This window comes from Streptomyces sp. NPDC002104 (assembly GCF_053593795.1).
Genome location: NZ_JBSFDF010000004.1, coordinates 169,094 through 186,418, shown reverse-complemented (window position 1 = coordinate 186,418; position 17,325 = coordinate 169,094). Strand labels below are relative to the sequence as shown.

Below are 17,325 nucleotides of genomic sequence, written 5' to 3'. Positions count from 1 at the left end.
ACGATGACGACGACCCGCCACCTCATCAACCGTCAGCGCCGCCGTCAGGCCGCCGGCGACCAGCCGGTCCCCGCCCCGCATGCGACCGAGGACACCGGCTCGGCGAAGGCCCCCGGCACGCAGGAGCCGCCGGAGCAGCGGGACGAAAGGGCCGGGGCGGCCGGCCCGGGCAAGGGTGCGAGGAGACACCGCACCTCCCTCCTGATGCTCTGCGCGCTCACCGTCCTCCTCGGCGCCTTCGCCGGCTTCGCCCACAGCCGGGCCGTGGCGCTGCGCGACGATCCCGTACGCGGCAACACCGCACTCACCGACCTCGCCCGTACCAGTGAGATCAAGGGCTGGACCGCCAAGGCCGTCGCCTCCCTCTTCTCGTACGACCACGCGAAGCCCGCAGCCTTCGAGAGCGCGTCGAAGACCTTGCTCACGGGCAAGGCCGTCGCCCAGCACCAGGCGCTCTTCAAGGAGGTCCTGGCCCAGGCGGAGAAGCAGAAGACGGTGATCACCACGACGGTCACGGACAGCGCGGTCGAGCGGATCGACGGCGACCGGGCGCGCGTGCTGATCTTCGCCGACCAGAGCAGCGTGGGCACGGCGGGCGCCGAGAAGCAGAGCGCTCAGGACCAAGGCGTCTACGCGGGGGCGATGTTCGCGGTCGATCTGGTGGATCGCGACGGGCACTGGCTCGTGGAGGGCATCGACACCCTCGGCCGCTGAGTCCGGCTGTCCGCCCCACCTGGGCGGGCGGGAGCCTCACGTCTCCGTGGGCTCCTGATCGTCGCGCTCCTGCGCCTGCGCCTGCTCCTGCGCCTGCTCCTGGTCCTGCGCCCAGGTGATCGCCCATTCGTCGAGCGGACGCAGGGCGTGACGGAGTGCTGTCCCCAGCTGGGTCAGCTCGTAGCCGTCGGCCGAGGAAGCGATGATCCCGCTCGACGAGAGTTCACGCAGCCGCTGGTAGAGGACGCTGGACGACAGTCCTTCGCACCGTGCCAGCAGCGCGCGGGCGCCGAGCGGGCCCGCACGCAGCTCCCAGAGGATGCGCAGCGCCCACCGGCGGCCGAACAGGTCCATCGCGGCCATGATCGGATGGCCGGTCGTCGATCCACGAACCGGTCTTCCTGGGCGCGGTGTCGGCATGACCCTCCTTGCGTTTCGTTATTCGAAACACTAGCATCCACCAGTGTTTCGGATTTCGAAACGAACTCGACGGGACAGCCGACGTCGCCACGAGCTGGGCAGCCAGCTCACCTCTGGACGGAGCCCTTCATGCACAAGCTTGTTGTCCTGTATCCCGCGCCCGCCGACCCTGACCACTTCCGCGCGTACTACGTGGCCCACCACATCCCGCTGATCAAGGATTGGCCCGGCCCGCTCGCGTGGCGCTACAGCTTCGACGCCGCGGCGCTCGAGGGTGAAGCGCCGTATTTCGCGGTCTTCGAAGCCGACTTCGTGGACGCCGCCGCGATGGAGGCGGCGCTGGCGTCGCCGCACGGCGAACGGCTGGCCGCCGATGTCGCCAACTACGCCACCGGCGGTGCGGTCATCATCCACTATCCGGTACAGGACGGCACCGGCTGACGCCGGCGCCATCGCCCGGGGCGTACTCTCACGTCACGTCACGTCACGGCAACGAGCGCGTGAGCCAGACCACTTCGCCGTTCTCCTCCGTGGACACGTGGTCCCGCTCGAACCCGAGCTTCTCCAGGACGCGGAGCGACGGTGTGTTCCACGTGCCGACGGTCGACCAGAGCCGCTTCCGCCCGGTCGCGACAGCGGCATCGAGCACCGCGCCGGCCGCCTCGGTGGCGTAGCCCTGCCCATGTGCGTGCTGGAACAGCTCATACGCGATTTCGGGCTCCTCCACGGTGGCACGGCCGATGATCAGGCCGCAGTAGCCGATGAAGTCCCCTTCGTCACGGCGCTGGATGGGCAACAGGGCGATCCCCGTGGTCGCCGTGGCGCTGAGCAGCCCCGCGATGGACGTCCGGATGTGCTCGACGGTGGGAGTCCCCTTGCCGCGTTCGGAGAGGAGGGCGCAGAACTCGGCGGCGTCCGATTCGGCCCACGGACGCAATATCAGGCGCTCGGTCTCGAGGTGGAACTGCATGGTCTCGTACGTAGTCATGCGCCCACCTTGCCCCACGGATCGTCACGCCCTCCCGATGGCGTCGAAGCGGCGGCGGGAGGCCTCGATGTGGCCGAAGTGCCGGTGGGTCCAGTCGCACAGTCCGTCGATCGTCGCCCGCAGGGCCTGGCCCGGCTCGGTGAGGGTGTACTCGACGCGCGGCGGCACGACGGGGTGGACGGTCCGCTCGAGCAGCCCGTAGCGCTCCAGCATCCGCAGGTTCTGGGTGAGCATCTTGTGGCTGATGCCCTCGACCTCGTCACGCAGCGCGCTGAAGCGCAGGGTGCGCTCCCCGAGGGCCTCGATGATCAGGAGCGCCCATTTGTTGGCGACGTCCGAGAAGATCTCCCGCCCCAGCGAGTCCGCCCGCCTGAGGTCCGCATCGTCGGGCGAGCCCGTGAGCTGCTTGGTCACCATGGGGTTCCCCAGTCACTGAAAAGTGCGTTCTTCCCTGTCGGAGGCCACTCTCCTACGGTTCCTGAGTAACCACAAGAGAGCATCAATGGAGGCGGACAGCATGGCCATCACCCTGGTGAACCCCGAGGGACTGCCGGAGATCGACGCCTACCGGCAGGTGTCGATCGCCACGGGATCGAAGCTCGTCTTCATCGCCGGACAGGTCTCCTGGAAGGCCGACGGCACCACGGTCGGCGAAGGCGACCTCGCCGCCCAGGTCGAGCAGTGCTACCTCAACATCGCCACCGCCCTGTCGGGCGTCGGCGCCTCCTTCGCCGACGTGGCGAAGCTGACCGTCCACGTCGTGGACTGGACCCCCGACAAGATGCCCCTGCTGATGGAGGGGATCGACCGGGCGGCCGCGAAGCTCGGAGCCGTACCGGTCCCGCCGGCCTCCCTGCTGGGCGTCGCCGCGCTCGACGTACCCGAGCACCTGGTCGAGATCGAAGCCACCGCCGTCATCGACTGAACCGGGGCGATGCGGACGAGCACCTCGACGCCGGCCGCGCCGGCCGCGACCCGGCCGGCGCGGAGAGCGGTCCCCGCAGCGCCGCCGTGCCCGCCACGGCGGCGCCCGCGTGCCGTCAGGCGTGAGGACCGAGGCCGTGTGCGGCCTGGGCGATGACGGCGGCAACGACGGCCGGGCGGGAGACGTAGACGGCGTGGCTGCCGGGGGTCTCGGTGACGGTCGCCCCGGCCCGTTCGGACATGGCGCGCTGGGCGGCCGGCGGGATCATGCGGTCGTCGGTGGCGACCAGGTACCACGACGGCTTGGCCTGCCAGGCCGGTTCGGATACGGCCCCTTCGAGGGCGTCGACGCCCCAGGGGACCTGGGAGTCGGCCATGAACGCGGCCGTCGCTTCGGGGACGTCGGCGGCGAAGGAGGCCGCGAACCCGTCCCGGTCCAGGAGGAGGCGGCCGTCCTGGGGCGGCAGGATCGGCGGGACCGGCGCACCGGGCGCCGGGTCGGCGATCAGGGAGGCAACGGACTCGCCCTTGTCCGGTGCGAAGGCGGCGATGTAGGCGAGCGCGGCGACGTGCGGGTGGTTGCCTCCACGAAGCCGCCGTGTACCAGCACGATGTTCCTGAGGGCTGCCATGATCGTCTCCGATGCGGAGGAGGGACGGGCCCGATGCCCGTCCGGCTCCTCCATCCAAGTGGCCCGAGGGGCCGGAGAACACGCAGAGCAGCACGCAGAGTTGGAACGCCATCCGTGTTCCGTACGTCAGGCCGCGGTCGCCAGGGCCTGGCACCGGCTGCTGGCGCGCGGCGGAGGGTTTTGTCAGTGCGGAACACCCCCGGCGCGAGGTTGCGCCGGGGGCGTTGTGTGACTACGTGGGGCAGCCTGCCGTTCGACGCGGACAGGTCTGGCTGCTCAGGTCTCGCGGTTGTCGAGCATCTCAGCGAGGTGGCGCAGGCTGGGCAATGGCAGTGGCCGGCTAGCGGCGGTCCTTCGGGCCGCCGTCCTGCGGCCGCCGCCACGCGGCGTAAAGCACTGTCGCGGCGGTGGCGTATCCGGCGAGGTCCTGAGGGGCGCTGTGTCCGACCAGGACAAAGACACTCACGACCAAAAGCACCGCCAAGAAGACAAGAAGGTCACTGGGGATACGAGGGTCGCGGGACTTACGGTTGAACGCCGTTGTACGAGCAGCAGCACGCGGCCGCACTCGACGAGGCGGGGCGAGCGTCGCGCGCCTGTACCGAGGCACTGCGCGGAGGCTGGGAGGCCCTCACCGGGAACCCGCACGTCTCCCTGCTCGCGCGGGGCGCAACCCTGGTCCTGCCCGAGGACGCCCAGTCCATGGACGCCATGTTGGAGACGCTGCGGCAGCGAGTCCCCCTGCTGGCCGCCCGCCTCGACGACCGTGTCACCGAGGACGTTCAGCAGCTCCGGGCCGGCGCCGCGGCCCAGAACACGGCGGCCGCGCGGCACCGCGCGAAAGCGGTCGCGCTGCAGCAGGAGAACGCGCTGCGCGAGGAGATGCGCACTGCGGCACCCGTCGGCCACGCCCGCGAGACCGGCGACCGCGCCGCAGCCCTTCGGCAGTTGCACGGACAGGTCACCCCCTCGCCGTCGAGCCGAAGCACCTCCCCTTCCCCCTTGCCTTCCCCGACGCGGCAGGTGGCCCGCCGGCCTGAGAACGGGATGCAGAGCGGCAGCACACCGCCGCAAGCACGGCCATGACCGGGCGTGCAGCGCCGCCCGCGCACGACGGTCCTCCCTATCAAGGCCGGTGGGTCCGCCACCGGACCGACCGGGAGAAAGATGAGTACGTGACCCTCGTACCCGAGCCCCGGGGCTACGTGATCCGCGATCCGAGATCCTCCGGCGTTCGTCCAGCTAGGACTTGTCCGGCCGATCATGTTCGCAGCCAGATGACGAGGGTTGCTGCCGTGGCGGTGCCGAGGTAGACGTAAAGGAACGCTGGTCCTGCGTACTGACTTCGGTGACGAGGGAGCCTGGGACGCGGTTCGTGCCGCACTCGACGCGGCGGGTGAGTACCCCCATGCCACGTAGGTCAGCGAGCTCCGCTTTGCTGGCGTGGGAGTCCAGGCATTACTGGAAGCAGAGGCTGCTGCCGACGAAGATGAGCAGATCGTCTACATGTTTCTGGCGGACGCAGTCACGATGAAGGATCCGGGTCACCCGCTCCTGGTCGTGGACCTCTCGGACGAGCCTGGGCGGACGTTCAGGGTCCCCGTGCAGTGGTTTCCTGACATCTCGGCCAACCTCAGCATCGCCAACATGGACTGTGCGGAGTTCGCCGACGCCGCTGATGGATCAGGGATCTTCCGCGGCTTCGACGAGGGCTGACGGCTTCTCGTGGCGGCCCGTCTGGGCGGGCTATGTCCCGCGTCAGGTCAGCGTGGCTTCGCGGGTGATGAGCCGCAGGCTCACACGAGAATCGACTCCGAACTGGAAGGACTCATAGCCGCCGAGTCACGCTGACGCGCGCGTCCTGGACCCTCATCGCCCGCGGCCAGCGGTCATCGATGACACCCGCCACTTCCCGGCAGGCGCCACAGGCGTTCTCCTTCTCCGGCTCCCACTTGTGGTCGAACGACGGCGACATGCTGGCCTCCTCAATCCCGCACAGCGTCCTGCCAGAACTACCGAAGGCGTGGGACAAGTCGGCGGGAAGGCCGTCCGCGACCGCCAGGTCCCAACGCATCTCGATGGGCAAGTACGGCGGCCGCACAACCTCGAACCACTCGCCATCCATATGGGTGGTGGCGTGGCACCAGGAACAGGACCAGATCTCCGCGTGCGTCACTGCCGGCAGCGACGGCCATCGCCCCATCGCCCGTCCACACACATCGCAGTCCACAGGCGCATCCTCACACGCCTCCGTACCTGGCCCCAATCCGCTGACACCGTGTGCCTTACCTGACCTCGGACGTCCCGGTCGGGCTTGCTGCGGCGGCGCGGCGCGGTGACGGGTCCAGTGCGTCGCGGGGCGTCGGGCGCTTTCTCCCGACAGTCAGCGAGCGGCCGGTTCGGGGAGGATGTCCGGAGCTCCGGGCGCCTGCCAGATGCGCGAGAAGTCGGCCGAGCAGGCGTCGAACACCTCTGCCGAGGGGCCGACGGAGGAGCCCGGGCCGGCAGTGAGCGTGAGGGAGGCCGCAGTCGGGTGGAGTGCCGAGGCGCCCAGGGTGAGCGCGCAGTCGAAGGTGGAGAGCGGCCCGGTGCTGGTGGGTGGCGGCGGTATGGAGAGGCGCAGCTCGGCGCCTGCGACGGGGACACCCGCGATCGCCAAGGCCTCGGCCATGGCGTGGGCGAGGGGTCCGGCCGAGGCCTCCAGGGAGCCCCTGGGCAGGGGGAAGGACCGGTCGAGAGCGACTGCGCCGATCCCGCGCAAGGTGGTGGCGCGCAGCTGGAGCGCGCGGGCGCTGTACGCGCCGTGGCGGTGAAGGACGTACACGGCGGTCAGCCCGACCCGGAGTGCCTCGGCGATCCGGTCCTCGGGTCGGAACGGGCCGAGAGGCCAGGATCCCCGCCGGGCGGCGAGCCGTACGGGCATCCGCCCCTCGGTGAGCGCGCTCAGACCGTCGGCCACCGATTCACCGAGGAGCCGGAACCCGCCGTGGTCCACGGTGAAGAGGCGCCCGAGCTCGTCCACGGCGAGAGGGGCGTCGGCGGTGGTCCGGCCGAAGGGGAACAGGCGGAGGCCGACGTGCCCTGCGAGGGCGTGGAAGGTACCCGCGGTGTACTGGGCCTCGCGCGGGTCGACGACCGCGCCGGTCGGTGCGACGGCCAGTCCAGCTCCGGTGGGATCCACACGTACCCCGTACCAGGCGCGCAAGGCTTCCACCGCCGTCGGGAACGGCTCCCAGCCCAGGGCTCCGACCTCCAGGACAGCCAGCATGGCCGCTTGCTCGCGGCCCATGGCGCTCTCACCGCCCGTGGCCTTCGGGGTGTTCGGGGAGTTCCGGGTATTCGGGGTGATGTCAGCGGTCATGGATAACGTCGATGCCGAGCCGGTCGAGCAGGGCGGAGCAGGATCGGCAGACCTCGGCCTCGGCGCCGTGCTCGGGGTCCCCGTGGGGTCGGATCTTGCGCGCGACGATGGCCGACCCGGCGAAATGCGACAGGGCTTCGTCGAGGTCGGTGGTTCGTCCGTCGTTCCGCTGCGCGTCGAGGGCGTGGAACTGGTCCGAGATCAGCGCGCATTCGGCGCAGTAACCGATGAACGGCTCCCGCTGGGCCGGTGGGAGCTCGTCGAAGAAGGCCTGCACGGCGGAGTGCAGACGGGGCTCGCCGTCCCCACTGAGGTTGGTGTGGCTGAGCACCCTGCCGCCGACGAGCAGCGAGGCGGCCACACCGGGAATCACGTCAGACAAAGTAGGCTCCGGCTTCCTGCAGCGGTCCGCGCAACAAGCAGCTGACCGCCTCATACGTGTTGCTTCCCAGGAAGTAGCTTCCTGTGTGGTGGATGAGGAAGAAACGTCCCGTCGTGTCGATGAGGATCATCGAGCGGTCGAAGGTGTCGTATCCGACCGGGAACACGGCGGTGCCGAGGTCGGCAGCCAGTTCGGCCACGTCCTCGCCGCTTTCCTCATAGATCCAGTGCGGGGTGAAGACCGCCGCGTCCGGTGGATCGCCGGGGATGTCCAGTCGCAGGTTCCCGTACTCGCGTACGAAGTCCACCGCGGTCCGGATCGGTTCCAGGGGGAAGCCCTCGGCCTCGTACTTGTCGGTGACGACGCGCACCAGGTCCTTCACCTGGTCGCCGATGTCCCGTCCGGGGTGCCAGCCGGCTCCCGTGAGGGCTGCCTCGACCTGCTCGGGGGTCATCCTTGCCATGCCGTTCCTCCTTTCAGTGCTGGTGGGGGGTCACCCCGGCCATGGGGAGCATTCTCGTACAGGACCTGCAGGGAGGTTTGTACTCCCCGTGCAGGATCTGGTCGTCGCCGGGGCGCATGTCCCCGATCTGCCGGGTGTGGATGAGCGATCCGCGCATCGCTTCCTGGACGTCGGAGGGAGTGACGATCCTGGTCCCGGTGGGATCGAGCTGGTGGAGGCGGTCCGATATCAGCGCGACTTCGGAGCACTTTCCGTGACCGTTTCCCGCATTGACTCCCTCGGCGGTCAGCTGTTGTTCGACTTGATCGAGGACGTTCTGCAGCGCGGGGTGCCGGTTCATGGCGGCGGTTCCGGTGGACGAGCTGCTCGAATGCGCGGTGAGTACCCCATCGTGGAGGAGGGTTCCGCCACAGGCCGTCTTGAGACGGTGCTTCCCGTCGGGATAGGGATTGGTCGCGGGTTGGTCCCGCGCGTCGTCCGCCAGCCTCCGGGCTTCCTGGACCATGAGCGCGCGCTGCTCGTCCGGACTCAGATGGTCCACGGTGAGGGTGTCTCGGCGGTGGTGCTTCATCTTCCCCGCCGTCTCGCCGTGCCACTTCGGCTGCGGATCCATGCGGCGCCCTTCGGGGCCGTCGTCGGCGGCGGGGCTCTTTCCGTCGCCACCGTTCCCGCCGCCACCGTTCCCGCCGTTCCCACCGGCCCCGCTGCCTCCCGCTGTGCCGCCACTCCCTGCGGTGCCGTCGCCGCCCGGGTGCTTCCCGCCGCCGGAGTGCGCTTCCTTCTTCCCCTTCAGACGGTTGAACTCGTCGTGGATGGCCTGGTCGTTCTTCTTGTGATCGGCCGATATCAGCCGTACGGCCCTGGGGAGGGTGGTGCCCACGTGGTCGCCCATGGCCTTGGTGGCTTTGGTGAGGGCGGCCATGGCCTTGTCGGCAACGGGGTCGATGGCCTGGGCGATGGAATCCCGGCCACGGGTACGGCCGTGGTGGGACTTGGCCTTGGTCAGGTGGGTGGTGGTCTTGCCGTGGATGCCGCCGCTGACGATGTTCAGGCTGGTTCCCGCGCGGGTGTGCTCGACGTGTTCGATGTGTACGTCGACCAGACCGGTACCACCACCGCTGTATGCGCCCGCGCCTCCTCCCGCTGCTGATCCCGAGCTGCCGGCCGAGGCGAGGTGGAAGGCTTCCTTGCCGGACTGGACGCCGTCGTTGAACCCGTCCTTGCCCGCCGTCCCGGTCTGGCCGAGGTCGACCCCGTCCTGGAATCCCAGCGCCATGGAACCGAGCTGGACCACGAGGTCGGCGGCCATTCCCTCCAGGGCGGCGACGGCCGGCTCAGCCATGGCGGAGACGATGTAGCCGACGGCTTCCTCGACGCATTCCTTGATGAGGCGCTTGACGACCTCTTGCGTGGCCCGCATTGCGGCGGCGCCGAAGAGCGTGGAGAGTCCCGCGGTGACGGGGATGAGGGAGATGGCTATACCGGCCTCGGCGGCAAGGTAACCGAGCTGGACGAGGGCCGCGACCTTCATGGCCTCGACGGCACCGGCAGCAGTGTCCATCGCGCTGGCGATGGTGCGGGCCGCGTCCGCGATGTCCCTGAAGTGCTTGCCCTTGACCTTGTTCCAGTGCTCGTTCAGGGCCGCGATCGACTCGCCCTTGCTGGCGGAAAGAAGCCGCTCGACATGATTGTTGGCGAGCTGACCGTCGTCGAGCAGGTCCTCGGCGAACTCGCGGAGCGAGTCGGCCATGGCGCGGTAGGCGTCCTCGTCCACGTTCGGCCAGGCCACACCGATCAAATCCAGCAGTGTGTCGGCCCAGTCGGGCACCGTGACAGCCACGTGAACTCATCCCCCATGAGCCAGAACCGATCAAATGATCGAACAGTCCTATCACGCAGTCGATCTGACAGCTAATCCGCACCAGCAAATTTCGGTCACTCGGTGATGAGGTTCTAGCCGCTCCTCCGAGTTGAGTGAGGCCCGGACAACATGCGCGGACGTGCGCATCGCAGACCTGATTGCGGGCGGGCTCATCCCCGCGGGCGACCGACCGGAACGGGGTAGGGCGGCACTTGGCTTCACCGTTCCCGCTCTGCCGGAGGCCTGGGCCTGGGAAGGCGAGCCCCTCGCCGAAGACCACGACGCGCGCGTTGCCGACGTCTTCGGCCACGGCTCCGTGGTCCGGGCACCGATGATGGACTCTCCTACTGGATCCTCGTCGTCAACAGGCCCCAGAGGGGCAGGGTCTGGCTGGTCAGCGACGTGGGCGCCTACCCATATCCCGGGCCGGAAGCCTTCGGCTTCCTGGAGTGGGTCCGGCGCTGGCAGACCGGCGCCGGCTGGTGGGACTGACCACCTCGGTAATTCGCCCACTCCACCCCAGGACCGCCAGGAAACGTCACCCGGACGAGGGGCGGGGCCCCCACCGCAGACCGATTCAGTAGAGCAACAACTCGTTGGAAATGCCGTTCCCGCACCCCGCAGCTTGGTGAAGGGCTCGATCAAGGTCCCGGCGAGGCGGACCGCGTCCTGGGGTGGGAGTTTCTTCCACAGGCTGCATGCCCGGCGGATCGCGAGGTCCGTCTCCGGGTGTTCCGGGCCGTGAAGAGCGGCGTGCAGGCGGACTACGTGGAGGTACCAGGTCACCGCGACGGCGGGGTGAACGTCGGTCAGGTGCGCGAGGTAGGCCCGGACTTCCTCGCGCTCCGCCCCCGTCCAGAACCGTGGGTCGACGATGCCCCAGGGGCGGAAGAGGGCGTGGTCCTGGTCCTGTTCCTGCATGTGTGTCCCCGTGCTCGTGCCGGTCAACCGGGTCACCAGTTCGCCACCCGACGCATGCCCGTCACCCGGGTCAGGTAGTTCGTCGAGTTCCGCCAGCTCGCGTACGGGACGATCCGCGTACGGATCCCCGTGCGCGGGGCCTCGATGAGCATGCCGGATCCGACGTGCATCCCCACGTGCCCCGGCCTGGCGGCCGAGCCGTCGGAGCCCGTGCTGAAGAAGAGGTCACCCGGCTTCGGGTCGTCCAGGTCGACCTGGACGGGCAGTTTGATCTGGTCGTACGTCACGCGCGGGATGGTGATCCCGGCAGCCCCGTAAGCCTGCTGCACCAGGGACGAGCAGTCGCACCAGTGCTGCCGGTTCGGTCCCAGGCGTCCGTGCAGTCACCGCCGAGCTGGTACCAGCCGCCCCGCCGGCCCAGGGCCCAGGCCACCGATGGGCGCGGACCCGCGGTTCGTCGTCGTGCCGCTGGAGCCCGCCATCCGCTTGCGGAAGGTGCTCGTATGGCGGGCGAGCACCCGGCCGAGTGCGCCACTGCGGGCGTTCCTCGACCTGTGGACGGAGCTGCCCGAGTAGTGCGGCGACCGAACTGGCCTTCTGCGGACGGCCGGACGGCCGGCCGATCGAGGTCGTGGTCGCCACGACGGCCGGGGCCGCGGCGCGCGGCCCACGGAGCCTGGAAGACGGCGAGCTCACGCTCTGGGGCACGTCCCGGTGGGTCCAGGGCGTGGCGACGCCATCCGCGCCTACGGCCACGTCATCCTGGTCGCGTTCGCGGCGCGGCAGGCCGGACGGCCGTCTCTCCCTTGACCGTCTTCATCGCCCGGGCGAAGACCGCGACCAACTCGCAGGGCATGGCGTAGCCGCGGATGCGCCGGTCTTCGTCGTGGTGGGCCGTGGGGGTCAGGGGGACCCGGATTCCGGCGGGCCACAGTCCGCGCCGGGTGCCGCGGGTGACCGCGTTGGTGAGGGTGGTGTTGAGGCCCTTCCAGACTTCCTCGCCGTTCGCGCCGCGAAGCGTTTCCACACCGGCCCAGCCGGAACCCTCGACGACGTGGTGCAGGACGTGGACGGCGCGGGCCGGGAGGTCGCGTACCAAATGGGCGGCGCGCTCGGTCGTCCAGTCGCTCTCCATGAACACGGTGGGGCCGTCGGTGCCGGAGGAGACCGGGGCGTGGCGGGCGACCAGCCCGATGACGCCCAGGGCGATTTCGCTGCCGAGGTCGTCCGGGATGTCTTCGATGACGATCCGCATCGGCGCTCCTCCTCGCATCGGTCCGGTGAGGGATGGCGGCCCACGGTGTGGGTCCGAGCGCTCGCGTCTACATGGACGTAGTCGCCCGCTTCACTCTAGGTGATCCCCCTGGGGGCAGGTCCCGCGGGGTGCGCCGCGGTCGCCCGAAGCGTCGTTGCCGAGGCCGCACTCGTCCCGCGATCGTCTACAGTGCAGTAGACCGTCTACGGGAATGTAGTCGCTGGGCGTTCTGCTCGGCTGCCCTGCCCCCGTCTCTCCGAGAGGCCCTCTCGCCATGGCCCCTTCCCTTCCCCTCGCGACCGACCTCGCGGTCAACCTGCTCGATGCGCAGTCGCTGCTGGCGGCCTTCGGGGTGCTGGGCATAGCGGTCGTGATGTTCGCGGAGACCGGGTTGCTGGTCGGGTTCTTCCTGCCGGGGGACTCGCTCCTGTTCTCCGCGGGCCTGCTGTGTGCCGGACACGCGGACAAGGCATCGACGCTCTCCCTGCCATGGGTGCTGGCTGCCGCCGCGACCGGTGCGCTGGCGGGCGCGCAGGTGGGGTACCTGATCGGGCGCCGCGCCGGCGGGGCCCTGCTGGCGCGCACGGGGAACAAGCGGCTGCGCGAGGGCGCCGAGCGGGCCGAGGTCCTGCTCGAAAGGTACGGGCACGCCAAGGCCATCGTCCTCGCCCGCTTCGTCCCGGTGGTGCGCACCGTACTCAACCCGCTCGCCGGTGCACTCGGCGTTCCGGCCCGCGTCTTCACCCTCTGGCAGGTCGTCGGCGGCCTCGCCTGGACGGTCGGCCTCGTGCTGGGCGGCTACGGGCTCGGCTCGTCGGTCCCCGGCGTCGAGCGCTACCTCCTGCCGGTCGTCGCCCTCGTCGTCGCCCTCTCCCTGTTGCCGCTCGCGATCGAACTGCTGCGCTCCCGACGGGCCGGCAAGCACCAGAACGGATCTGCCCGATGACCCCCGCGTACGACGGTTCGCCCGTCGACGGCTCCGCCTACGCCGACGTGATCGGCCTCGCCCGCCGCGCTCCGGGCTGGCTGGACGCCCTGATCGCCGCCTGGTCGACCTACGGGCTGGCTGTACTCGCCCTGCTGATGCTCGCCGGGTGGTGGACGGCCCGGCGCGCCGGCACGCACGGGGTGGTCACCGCTCTCGCCGTCCCGGTGATCACGGTGCTCGCCTTCGGCGCGGATCTGCTGCTCAAGAGCGTGGTGCGTGAGGACCGGCCGTGCCGGAGCCTTCGGGTGTCCACGCTGGAGGCCTGTCCGGCTCCCGGTGACTGGTCCTTCCCCAGCAACCACGCCGCCATCGCCGCGGCGGCGGCCGTCGCGCTGCTCTTCGTCTCGCGCCGGCTCGGAGCCCTTGCCGTGGCCGCGGCGGTACTGATGGCCGGCTCCCGGGTCTGGGTGGGCGCGCACTACCCGCACGACGTGCTCGCCGGGCTCCTCGTCGGCGCGCTGGTGGCCTACGTCCTGGCGCGCTCCGTCCGGCGCCACGAGGGCGCCTGGGCGCGGAAGTTGAAGAGCGGCCCGCTGCGTCCGCTCCTGGCCGGCTCGTGACGGGGGCCCGGTTCGTGACAGGGACCGGCTCGTGATGCGGCCCGGTTCGTGACGCGGGCCCGGCTCGTGACGCGTGCCCGGCTCGCCCGCCGCGCGAGGTGGGCGGCCCTGGCCGCCGGAGTGCTCTTCGGGCTGCTGACGCTGTGGGTCCTGAGGGCCTCCGGGCGCCCCCTTCCCGCCGACGCCGGTCTCCACCGATGGTCCGTGGCGCACCGCCCCGCCGTCGCCGAGGCGCTCGCGCGCGCCCTGACCGACACCGGCACCGGTCTCATCCCGTACCTGCTGCTCCTGCTGGCCGGCCTGTACGCGGGGCGCACCACCGGGCAGCGGGCCTTCGCGGCGGCCGGTCTGCTGCTCTGCCTGGGAGCCGGACAGGCCCTTCGCTACGCGGCCATGGCCTCGATCGCCCGCCCGCGCCCTCCGGTGGGCGACTGGGCCGCGCACGCCTCGCGCTGGTCGTTTCCCTCCGGGCACGCCACCACCGCCGCGCTGACCGCGGGCCTCCTGGTGGCGGCGCTGGTTCTGCGCGGTCCGCGGGCGCCCCGGGCGGCCGTCCTCGTGATCGGGCTCTGGGGCGCGGCTGTCGGCCTGACCCGCGTCTACCTGGGGGTGCACTGGTTCAGCGACGTGATCGGCGGCTGGCTCTTCGCCGCGGTGTGGCTCTCCGTGCTGGCCTGCGCGTTCGGGTGCCGGGTGCCGGGTGCCGGGTGCCGGGTGGGGAAGGGATCCCGCCGCGTCCGGTCTACAGTAAAGTAGTCGGTCTGCTTTTCCGCAGCCGTCCGGTAGCGCGGTAGCGCGGTAGCTCGATGGATGGAGGACTCCATGGCGGAGGGGGACGGCGAGCGCAGGCCCGCCGGTGAGCTGGAGGCCAGCGTGCTCGCAGCGCTGTGGGCGGCCGGAGGGCCGCTGTCGGCCGCCGAGGTACGGGTGGCGATATCCCAGGACCTGGCCCGCACCACGGTGGCGACCCTGCTGGGTCGGCTGTGCGAGAAGGGGATGGTGGGCCGTCGCCCCGGCGGGCGGGGGTTCGTCTACTTCGCCGTCCAGGACGCGCACGGCCTGACGGCGCGGCGCATGCACCACGCACTCGACGAGGTCGGCGAGGACCGCGGCATCGTGCTGGCCCGGTTCGTGCAGGGGCTCAGCTCCGGCGACGAGGCCGAGCTCCGGCGGCTGCTGGAGGAGGGCCGCCCGTGATCGTGCTCCTGCTGGTTCCGCTGCTGCTGCCCTGGCTGTTGCCGCCGCTGGCGCGGCGGACCGCCGAGCGGATCCGGCCCGACGTCGCCCTGTGGTCGGTCACCGGCGCCACCACCGTCATGGCCCTCGGTGTGCCGGCCTGTCTGGGCGCCCTCGTCCTGCCGGTCGCCCTGGACCTTCCCGTACTGGCCGGACTGGCGCACCTGCTCCGACCCGTTCAGGCCGGCCCGGCGTCCCTCGTGCTCGCGTTCTCGGTGCCGGCGCTCGGCGCCCTCGCCCTGGGCGTGGTCCTCGGGGTACGAGGGGTCCTCGCCGAAGTGCTGCGGCTGCGAGCGGCCCACGGTCGCGTGGCCGGTGTGCCCGAGGCCGGGGGCCTGAGCGTGATCGACGACGAGCGGCCGGACGCGTTCGCGCTGCCCGGCGGCCTGGGGGCGGCGGGCAGGGTCGTCGTCACGGCGGGCATGCTCAGGGCCCTGGAACCCGGGGAGCGCGAAGCGCTGCTCAGCCATGAACGGGCTCACCTCGCCGGACGCCACCACGTGTTCCTGGCGTTGGCGCGACTGGCCGGCTGGTGCCATCCGGCCCTGGCGGCGGTGATCCCGCACGTGTCCTTCGCCGCCGAGCGCGCCGCGGACGAGGCGGCGGCCGCCACGTGCGGGGACCGGCGCCTGACGGCGCGAGCCGTCGGGCACGCCGCCCTGGCCGCCACGTCCCGCGGAACCGGGCGGCTGCTGCCCACCGTTGTGGCCGGAGCCACCACCGGCCCCGTCCCCGCGCGGGTCCGGGCCCTCCTCGCGCAGGCCCCCGCCCGCCGCATCGCACCCGCCCTGCTGGCCATGGCGCTGGTGACCGCCTCGGCGGGAGCATCGACCCTCGGCGGCGCCGTATGGCTGCACCGCGGAGTGGAGATCGCGCAGGGAGAGCATCCCGCCGACTGATACGGCCCGGGTCCGGACCACCGGCCAAGGCAGGGGGGCGGCTTTTCCTCAGTGACTACATGTATGTAGGCTCCGCGACGGTTCGCGACGCACTCGGCCGGCCGCCGTCCGGGTCGGCCGCCGCAGTCGTCGAGTGAGCCCACGGCGCGGAGGGGACTCTCGCGAGCCCCGCACGGAGTCGTCCTGGGCCGGCACGTCCCCAAGGGCGCCCTCGGGATCGACCTGGCCGGGGTCTTCCGCCGGCCCGGCACCGTGCTCCACGTCGCGGTGGCGCCCGTCGGCGCGAGTCCGGCGGAGGCGCAGGAGAGGCGGAAGCCGCCACTGAGTACGAGCGGGGAGGGGACATGTACGAACCGAGGAAGTCCGGGCCCGCGCCGGACCGGGGCGAGCCCGGCCCCGGCCCCGGCCCCGGCCCCGGCCCCGACCAGGTCATCGCCTGGCTGAAGGGCGGCAGCACCGTCGACCAAGCGCTGCAGACCGCTCTGGGCGGCATGGCGAGTGAACGCGACTCCACCCTGGCCCGGATGGGAGAAGTGCTCCAGGCGGCCGCCCAGGGGCTCCGGCCGGAGGCCGCGGCAACGTGGGCGGGGGTCTCCGCATCCGTCCTGCGGAGCTGGATGGAGACGGACCCCGCCTTCGCGGCAGCTTTCCACGGTGCCGCCGCCCTCGCCGCCGCCCACGGGGTGGGGCCGGGCAAGGAGGACACCCCGGCGATGCTGCGTGCCCTGCTGGTGGCCATCGGCAACGGCGCCACCCTGCCCGAGGCCATCGGACTCGCGGGTCTGCGCCACAACCGATTCCAGGCACGGGCCAAGAACTCGCCCGCCCTGGCGGCCCTGCTGGACGCGGCACGCCGTGTCCGCCCGTCCCCCCGCGGCCGTGGCGCCTACCTCCCGGCCGCCTACCGGCCCCGTCGGCCGGACAAGAAGGTCCGAACCCGGAGCGGCTTCCGGCTCATTCAGCGCACCGGGACGGACGAGGGGCCCGACTGAGCAGGCCGCCCGGCCGCGGTGCCGGACGCCGCGGGCCCGGCAAGATACGGAACAGCCGGGCGTCGCGACGCAGTCGGGACTTCACGGACACCCCCTAAGGCGTCACGGGCCCCAGACGCAGCCGTCGGCTCGGCCAGGGCGCCGGCGCGGCCCGGCCGAACCAGACCCGGACGTCCTCCCCCGTGCGGACGGGCAGGCGCGGGAAGTCGTTGTCGGCGTGCTCGGTGCGGTGCAGCGCGTGCTCCGGGCGCAGGTGCCGGGCGGCGTACGCGTCGAAAGCGGCCGCGTCGGCGGGGTGGCACACGGTGGCCGGCACCTCACCCGTGCCCGGCTCCGGTGTGAAGCCCGGACCGCGCAGCAGCAGTACGTCGTCGCTGCCGCCGTCGATCATGGTGGCGTTGGCGGCGTCGCGGTGCTCCCGCCAGACGGGGCCGGTGTAGAACGCCTCCAGCGCGCGCCGGCGGTGCGCCATGTCCGGGAAGGCCCGCAGCCAGACGAAGCGGTCCGGGTCGTCCAGGTCGCGGAACCGGCCGCCGACGGTGATGCCGACCGCCTGCTGCCCGGTCACGAACTCGCGCTCGAACAGCTCGATCAGCGCCTCCCGGGCACCCGGATGCAGGGTGTACTGCCGCAGTTCGACGATGCTCATGCGGTGCCCCGCCCGGTGTGCGTGTGGTCCATGGTCCCGTTGTCGTCCATGCGCCGCAGGCTAGGGCCGGTCCACTGACAT

22 protein-coding genes and 2 pseudogenes are annotated in these 17,325 nt (G+C 71.3%); 12 read left to right on the top strand and 12 right to left on the bottom strand.

Annotation, left to right across the window (positions count from 1 at the left end):
• Positions 1-3 precede the first annotated feature (3 nt).
• Positions 4-714 carry a hypothetical protein gene (locus ACWCP2_RS05745; RefSeq protein ID WP_450907305.1) on the top strand — a complete coding sequence of 237 codons (711 nt, stop codon included), beginning with the start codon at positions 4-6 and terminating at the stop codon, positions 712-714.
• Positions 715-750: 36 nt separating this feature from the next.
• Here the strand turns inward: ACWCP2_RS05745 and ACWCP2_RS05740 are convergent, their stop codons facing one another.
• A complete protein-coding gene (locus ACWCP2_RS05740; RefSeq protein WP_450907304.1) occupies positions 751-1,077 on the bottom strand; it encodes a winged helix-turn-helix transcriptional regulator in 327 nt (108 codons plus the stop codon).
• Between the two features lie 186 nt (positions 1,078-1,263).
• Between ACWCP2_RS05740 and ACWCP2_RS05735 the strand changes: the two genes are divergently transcribed.
• The gene (locus ACWCP2_RS05735; protein WP_450907303.1) at positions 1,264-1,575 is read left to right on the top strand and encodes an EthD family reductase; all 312 of its coding nucleotides are present in this window, start codon (positions 1,264-1,266) and stop codon (positions 1,573-1,575) included.
• A gap of 43 nt (positions 1,576-1,618) precedes the next feature.
• On the opposite strand, the gene ACWCP2_RS05730 is transcribed toward ACWCP2_RS05735, so the two are convergent.
• Together ACWCP2_RS05730 and ACWCP2_RS05725 are read right to left on the bottom strand one after the other, a co-directional pair.
• Positions 1,619-2,122, bottom strand: coding sequence for a GNAT family N-acetyltransferase (locus ACWCP2_RS05730; protein WP_450907302.1), 504 nt, complete (start codon positions 2,120-2,122; stop codon positions 1,619-1,621).
• 24 nt (positions 2,123-2,146) lie between these two features.
• Complete coding sequence (locus ACWCP2_RS05725; protein ID WP_450907301.1) at positions 2,147-2,539, bottom strand: winged helix-turn-helix transcriptional regulator; 393 nt, start codon at positions 2,537-2,539, stop codon at positions 2,147-2,149.
• 100 nt (positions 2,540-2,639) lie between these two features.
• Between ACWCP2_RS05725 and ACWCP2_RS05720 the strand changes: the two genes are divergently transcribed.
• A complete protein-coding gene (locus ACWCP2_RS05720; RefSeq protein WP_450907300.1) occupies positions 2,640-3,047 on the top strand; it encodes a RidA family protein in 408 nt (135 codons plus the stop codon).
• Positions 3,048-3,162: 115 nt separating this feature from the next.
• On the opposite strand, the gene ACWCP2_RS05715 is transcribed toward ACWCP2_RS05720, so the two are convergent.
• Positions 3,163-3,789, bottom strand: coding sequence for an alpha/beta hydrolase (locus tag ACWCP2_RS05715; RefSeq protein WP_450907299.1), 627 nt, complete (start codon positions 3,787-3,789; stop codon positions 3,163-3,165).
• A 428-nt stretch (positions 3,790-4,217) separates the two neighbouring features.
• Here ACWCP2_RS05715 and ACWCP2_RS05710 point away from each other — a divergent pair, with 428 nt between their 5' ends.
• Both ACWCP2_RS05710 and ACWCP2_RS05705 read left to right on the top strand, forming a co-directional pair.
• Positions 4,218-4,763, top strand: a complete 546-nt coding sequence (locus ACWCP2_RS05710) for a hypothetical protein (protein ID WP_450907298.1) — start codon at positions 4,218-4,220, stop codon at positions 4,761-4,763.
• A 201-nt stretch (positions 4,764-4,964) separates the two neighbouring features.
• Positions 4,965-5,393 (top strand): annotated as a pseudogene (locus ACWCP2_RS05705) (DUF6924 domain-containing protein).
• Between the two features lie 112 nt (positions 5,394-5,505).
• Here ACWCP2_RS05705 and ACWCP2_RS05700 read toward each other — a convergent pair.
• The 6 genes and pseudogenes from ACWCP2_RS05700 to ACWCP2_RS05675 all read right to left on the bottom strand — a co-directional run bounded on the left by ACWCP2_RS05700 (position 5,506) and on the right by ACWCP2_RS05675 (position 10,994).
• A complete protein-coding gene (locus ACWCP2_RS05700; protein ID WP_450907297.1) occupies positions 5,506-5,853 on the bottom strand; it encodes a hypothetical protein in 348 nt (115 codons plus the stop codon).
• 207 nt (positions 5,854-6,060) lie between these two features.
• Positions 6,061-7,038: an SUKH-3 domain-containing protein gene (locus tag ACWCP2_RS05695; protein WP_450907296.1), complete on the bottom strand. Its 978-nt coding sequence runs from the start codon at positions 7,036-7,038 to the stop codon at positions 6,061-6,063.
• Positions 7,028-7,411, bottom strand: coding sequence for a YwqJ-related putative deaminase (locus ACWCP2_RS05690; RefSeq protein ID WP_450907295.1), 384 nt, complete (start codon positions 7,409-7,411; stop codon positions 7,028-7,030). Before ACWCP2_RS05690 ends, ACWCP2_RS05695 begins: the two co-directional genes overlap by 11 nt.
• 1 nt (position 7,412) lies before the next feature.
• Positions 7,413-7,883: an SUKH-3 domain-containing protein gene (locus ACWCP2_RS05685; protein ID WP_450907294.1), complete on the bottom strand. Its 471-nt coding sequence runs from the start codon at positions 7,881-7,883 to the stop codon at positions 7,413-7,415.
• Positions 7,884-7,935: 52 nt separating this feature from the next.
• Positions 7,936-9,723, bottom strand: a pseudogene (locus tag ACWCP2_RS05680) (YwqJ-related putative deaminase); the annotation flags it as partial.
• Positions 9,724-10,697: 974 nt separating this feature from the next.
• Positions 10,698-10,994, bottom strand: a complete 297-nt coding sequence (locus tag ACWCP2_RS05675; RefSeq protein ID WP_450907293.1) for a C40 family peptidase — start codon at positions 10,992-10,994, stop codon at positions 10,698-10,700.
• A 106-nt stretch (positions 10,995-11,100) separates the two neighbouring features.
• Between ACWCP2_RS05675 and ACWCP2_RS05670 the strand changes: the two genes are divergently transcribed.
• Positions 11,101-11,241 (top strand): hypothetical protein, encoded by a 141-nt coding sequence (locus ACWCP2_RS05670; protein ID WP_450907292.1) that lies wholly within the window; start codon positions 11,101-11,103, stop codon positions 11,239-11,241.
• Between the two features lie 181 nt (positions 11,242-11,422).
• On the opposite strand, the gene ACWCP2_RS05665 is transcribed toward ACWCP2_RS05670, so the two are convergent.
• Positions 11,423-11,920, bottom strand: coding sequence for a hypothetical protein (locus ACWCP2_RS05665; protein WP_450907291.1), 498 nt, complete (start codon positions 11,918-11,920; stop codon positions 11,423-11,425).
• 274 nt (positions 11,921-12,194) lie between these two features.
• Here ACWCP2_RS05665 and ACWCP2_RS05660 point away from each other — a divergent pair, with 274 nt between their 5' ends.
• The 6 genes from ACWCP2_RS05660 (at position 12,195) to ACWCP2_RS05635 (ending at position 16,595) form a co-directional block, all read left to right on the top strand.
• Positions 12,195-12,866 (top strand): DedA family protein, encoded by a 672-nt coding sequence (locus ACWCP2_RS05660; protein ID WP_450907290.1) that lies wholly within the window; start codon positions 12,195-12,197, stop codon positions 12,864-12,866.
• Complete coding sequence (locus tag ACWCP2_RS05655) at positions 12,863-13,468, top strand: phosphatase PAP2 family protein (RefSeq protein WP_450907289.1); 606 nt, start codon at positions 12,863-12,865, stop codon at positions 13,466-13,468. The genes ACWCP2_RS05660 and ACWCP2_RS05655 overlap by 4 nt, the downstream gene beginning before the upstream one ends.
• 66 nt (positions 13,469-13,534) lie before the next feature.
• Complete coding sequence (locus tag ACWCP2_RS05650) at positions 13,535-14,224, top strand: phosphatase PAP2 family protein (protein WP_450907288.1); 690 nt, start codon at positions 13,535-13,537, stop codon at positions 14,222-14,224.
• Positions 14,225-14,290: 66 nt separating this feature from the next.
• Complete coding sequence (locus ACWCP2_RS05645) at positions 14,291-14,665, top strand: BlaI/MecI/CopY family transcriptional regulator (protein WP_450907287.1); 375 nt, start codon at positions 14,291-14,293, stop codon at positions 14,663-14,665.
• Entirely contained in the window at positions 14,662-15,603 is a 942-nt protein-coding gene (locus ACWCP2_RS05640; protein ID WP_450907286.1) for a M48 family metalloprotease, read from the top strand. The genes ACWCP2_RS05645 and ACWCP2_RS05640 overlap by 4 nt, the downstream gene beginning before the upstream one ends.
• 344 nt (positions 15,604-15,947) lie before the next feature.
• Positions 15,948-16,595 carry a hypothetical protein gene (locus ACWCP2_RS05635; protein WP_450907285.1) on the top strand — a complete coding sequence of 216 codons (648 nt, stop codon included), beginning with the start codon at positions 15,948-15,950 and terminating at the stop codon, positions 16,593-16,595.
• Between the two features lie 94 nt (positions 16,596-16,689).
• Here ACWCP2_RS05635 and ACWCP2_RS05630 read toward each other — a convergent pair whose 3' ends face one another.
• On the bottom strand, positions 16,690-17,244 hold the full coding sequence (locus ACWCP2_RS05630) for an NIPSNAP family protein (RefSeq protein WP_450907284.1): 555 nt from the start codon (positions 17,242-17,244) through the stop codon (positions 16,690-16,692).
• Positions 17,245-17,325: the final 81 nt, after the last annotated feature.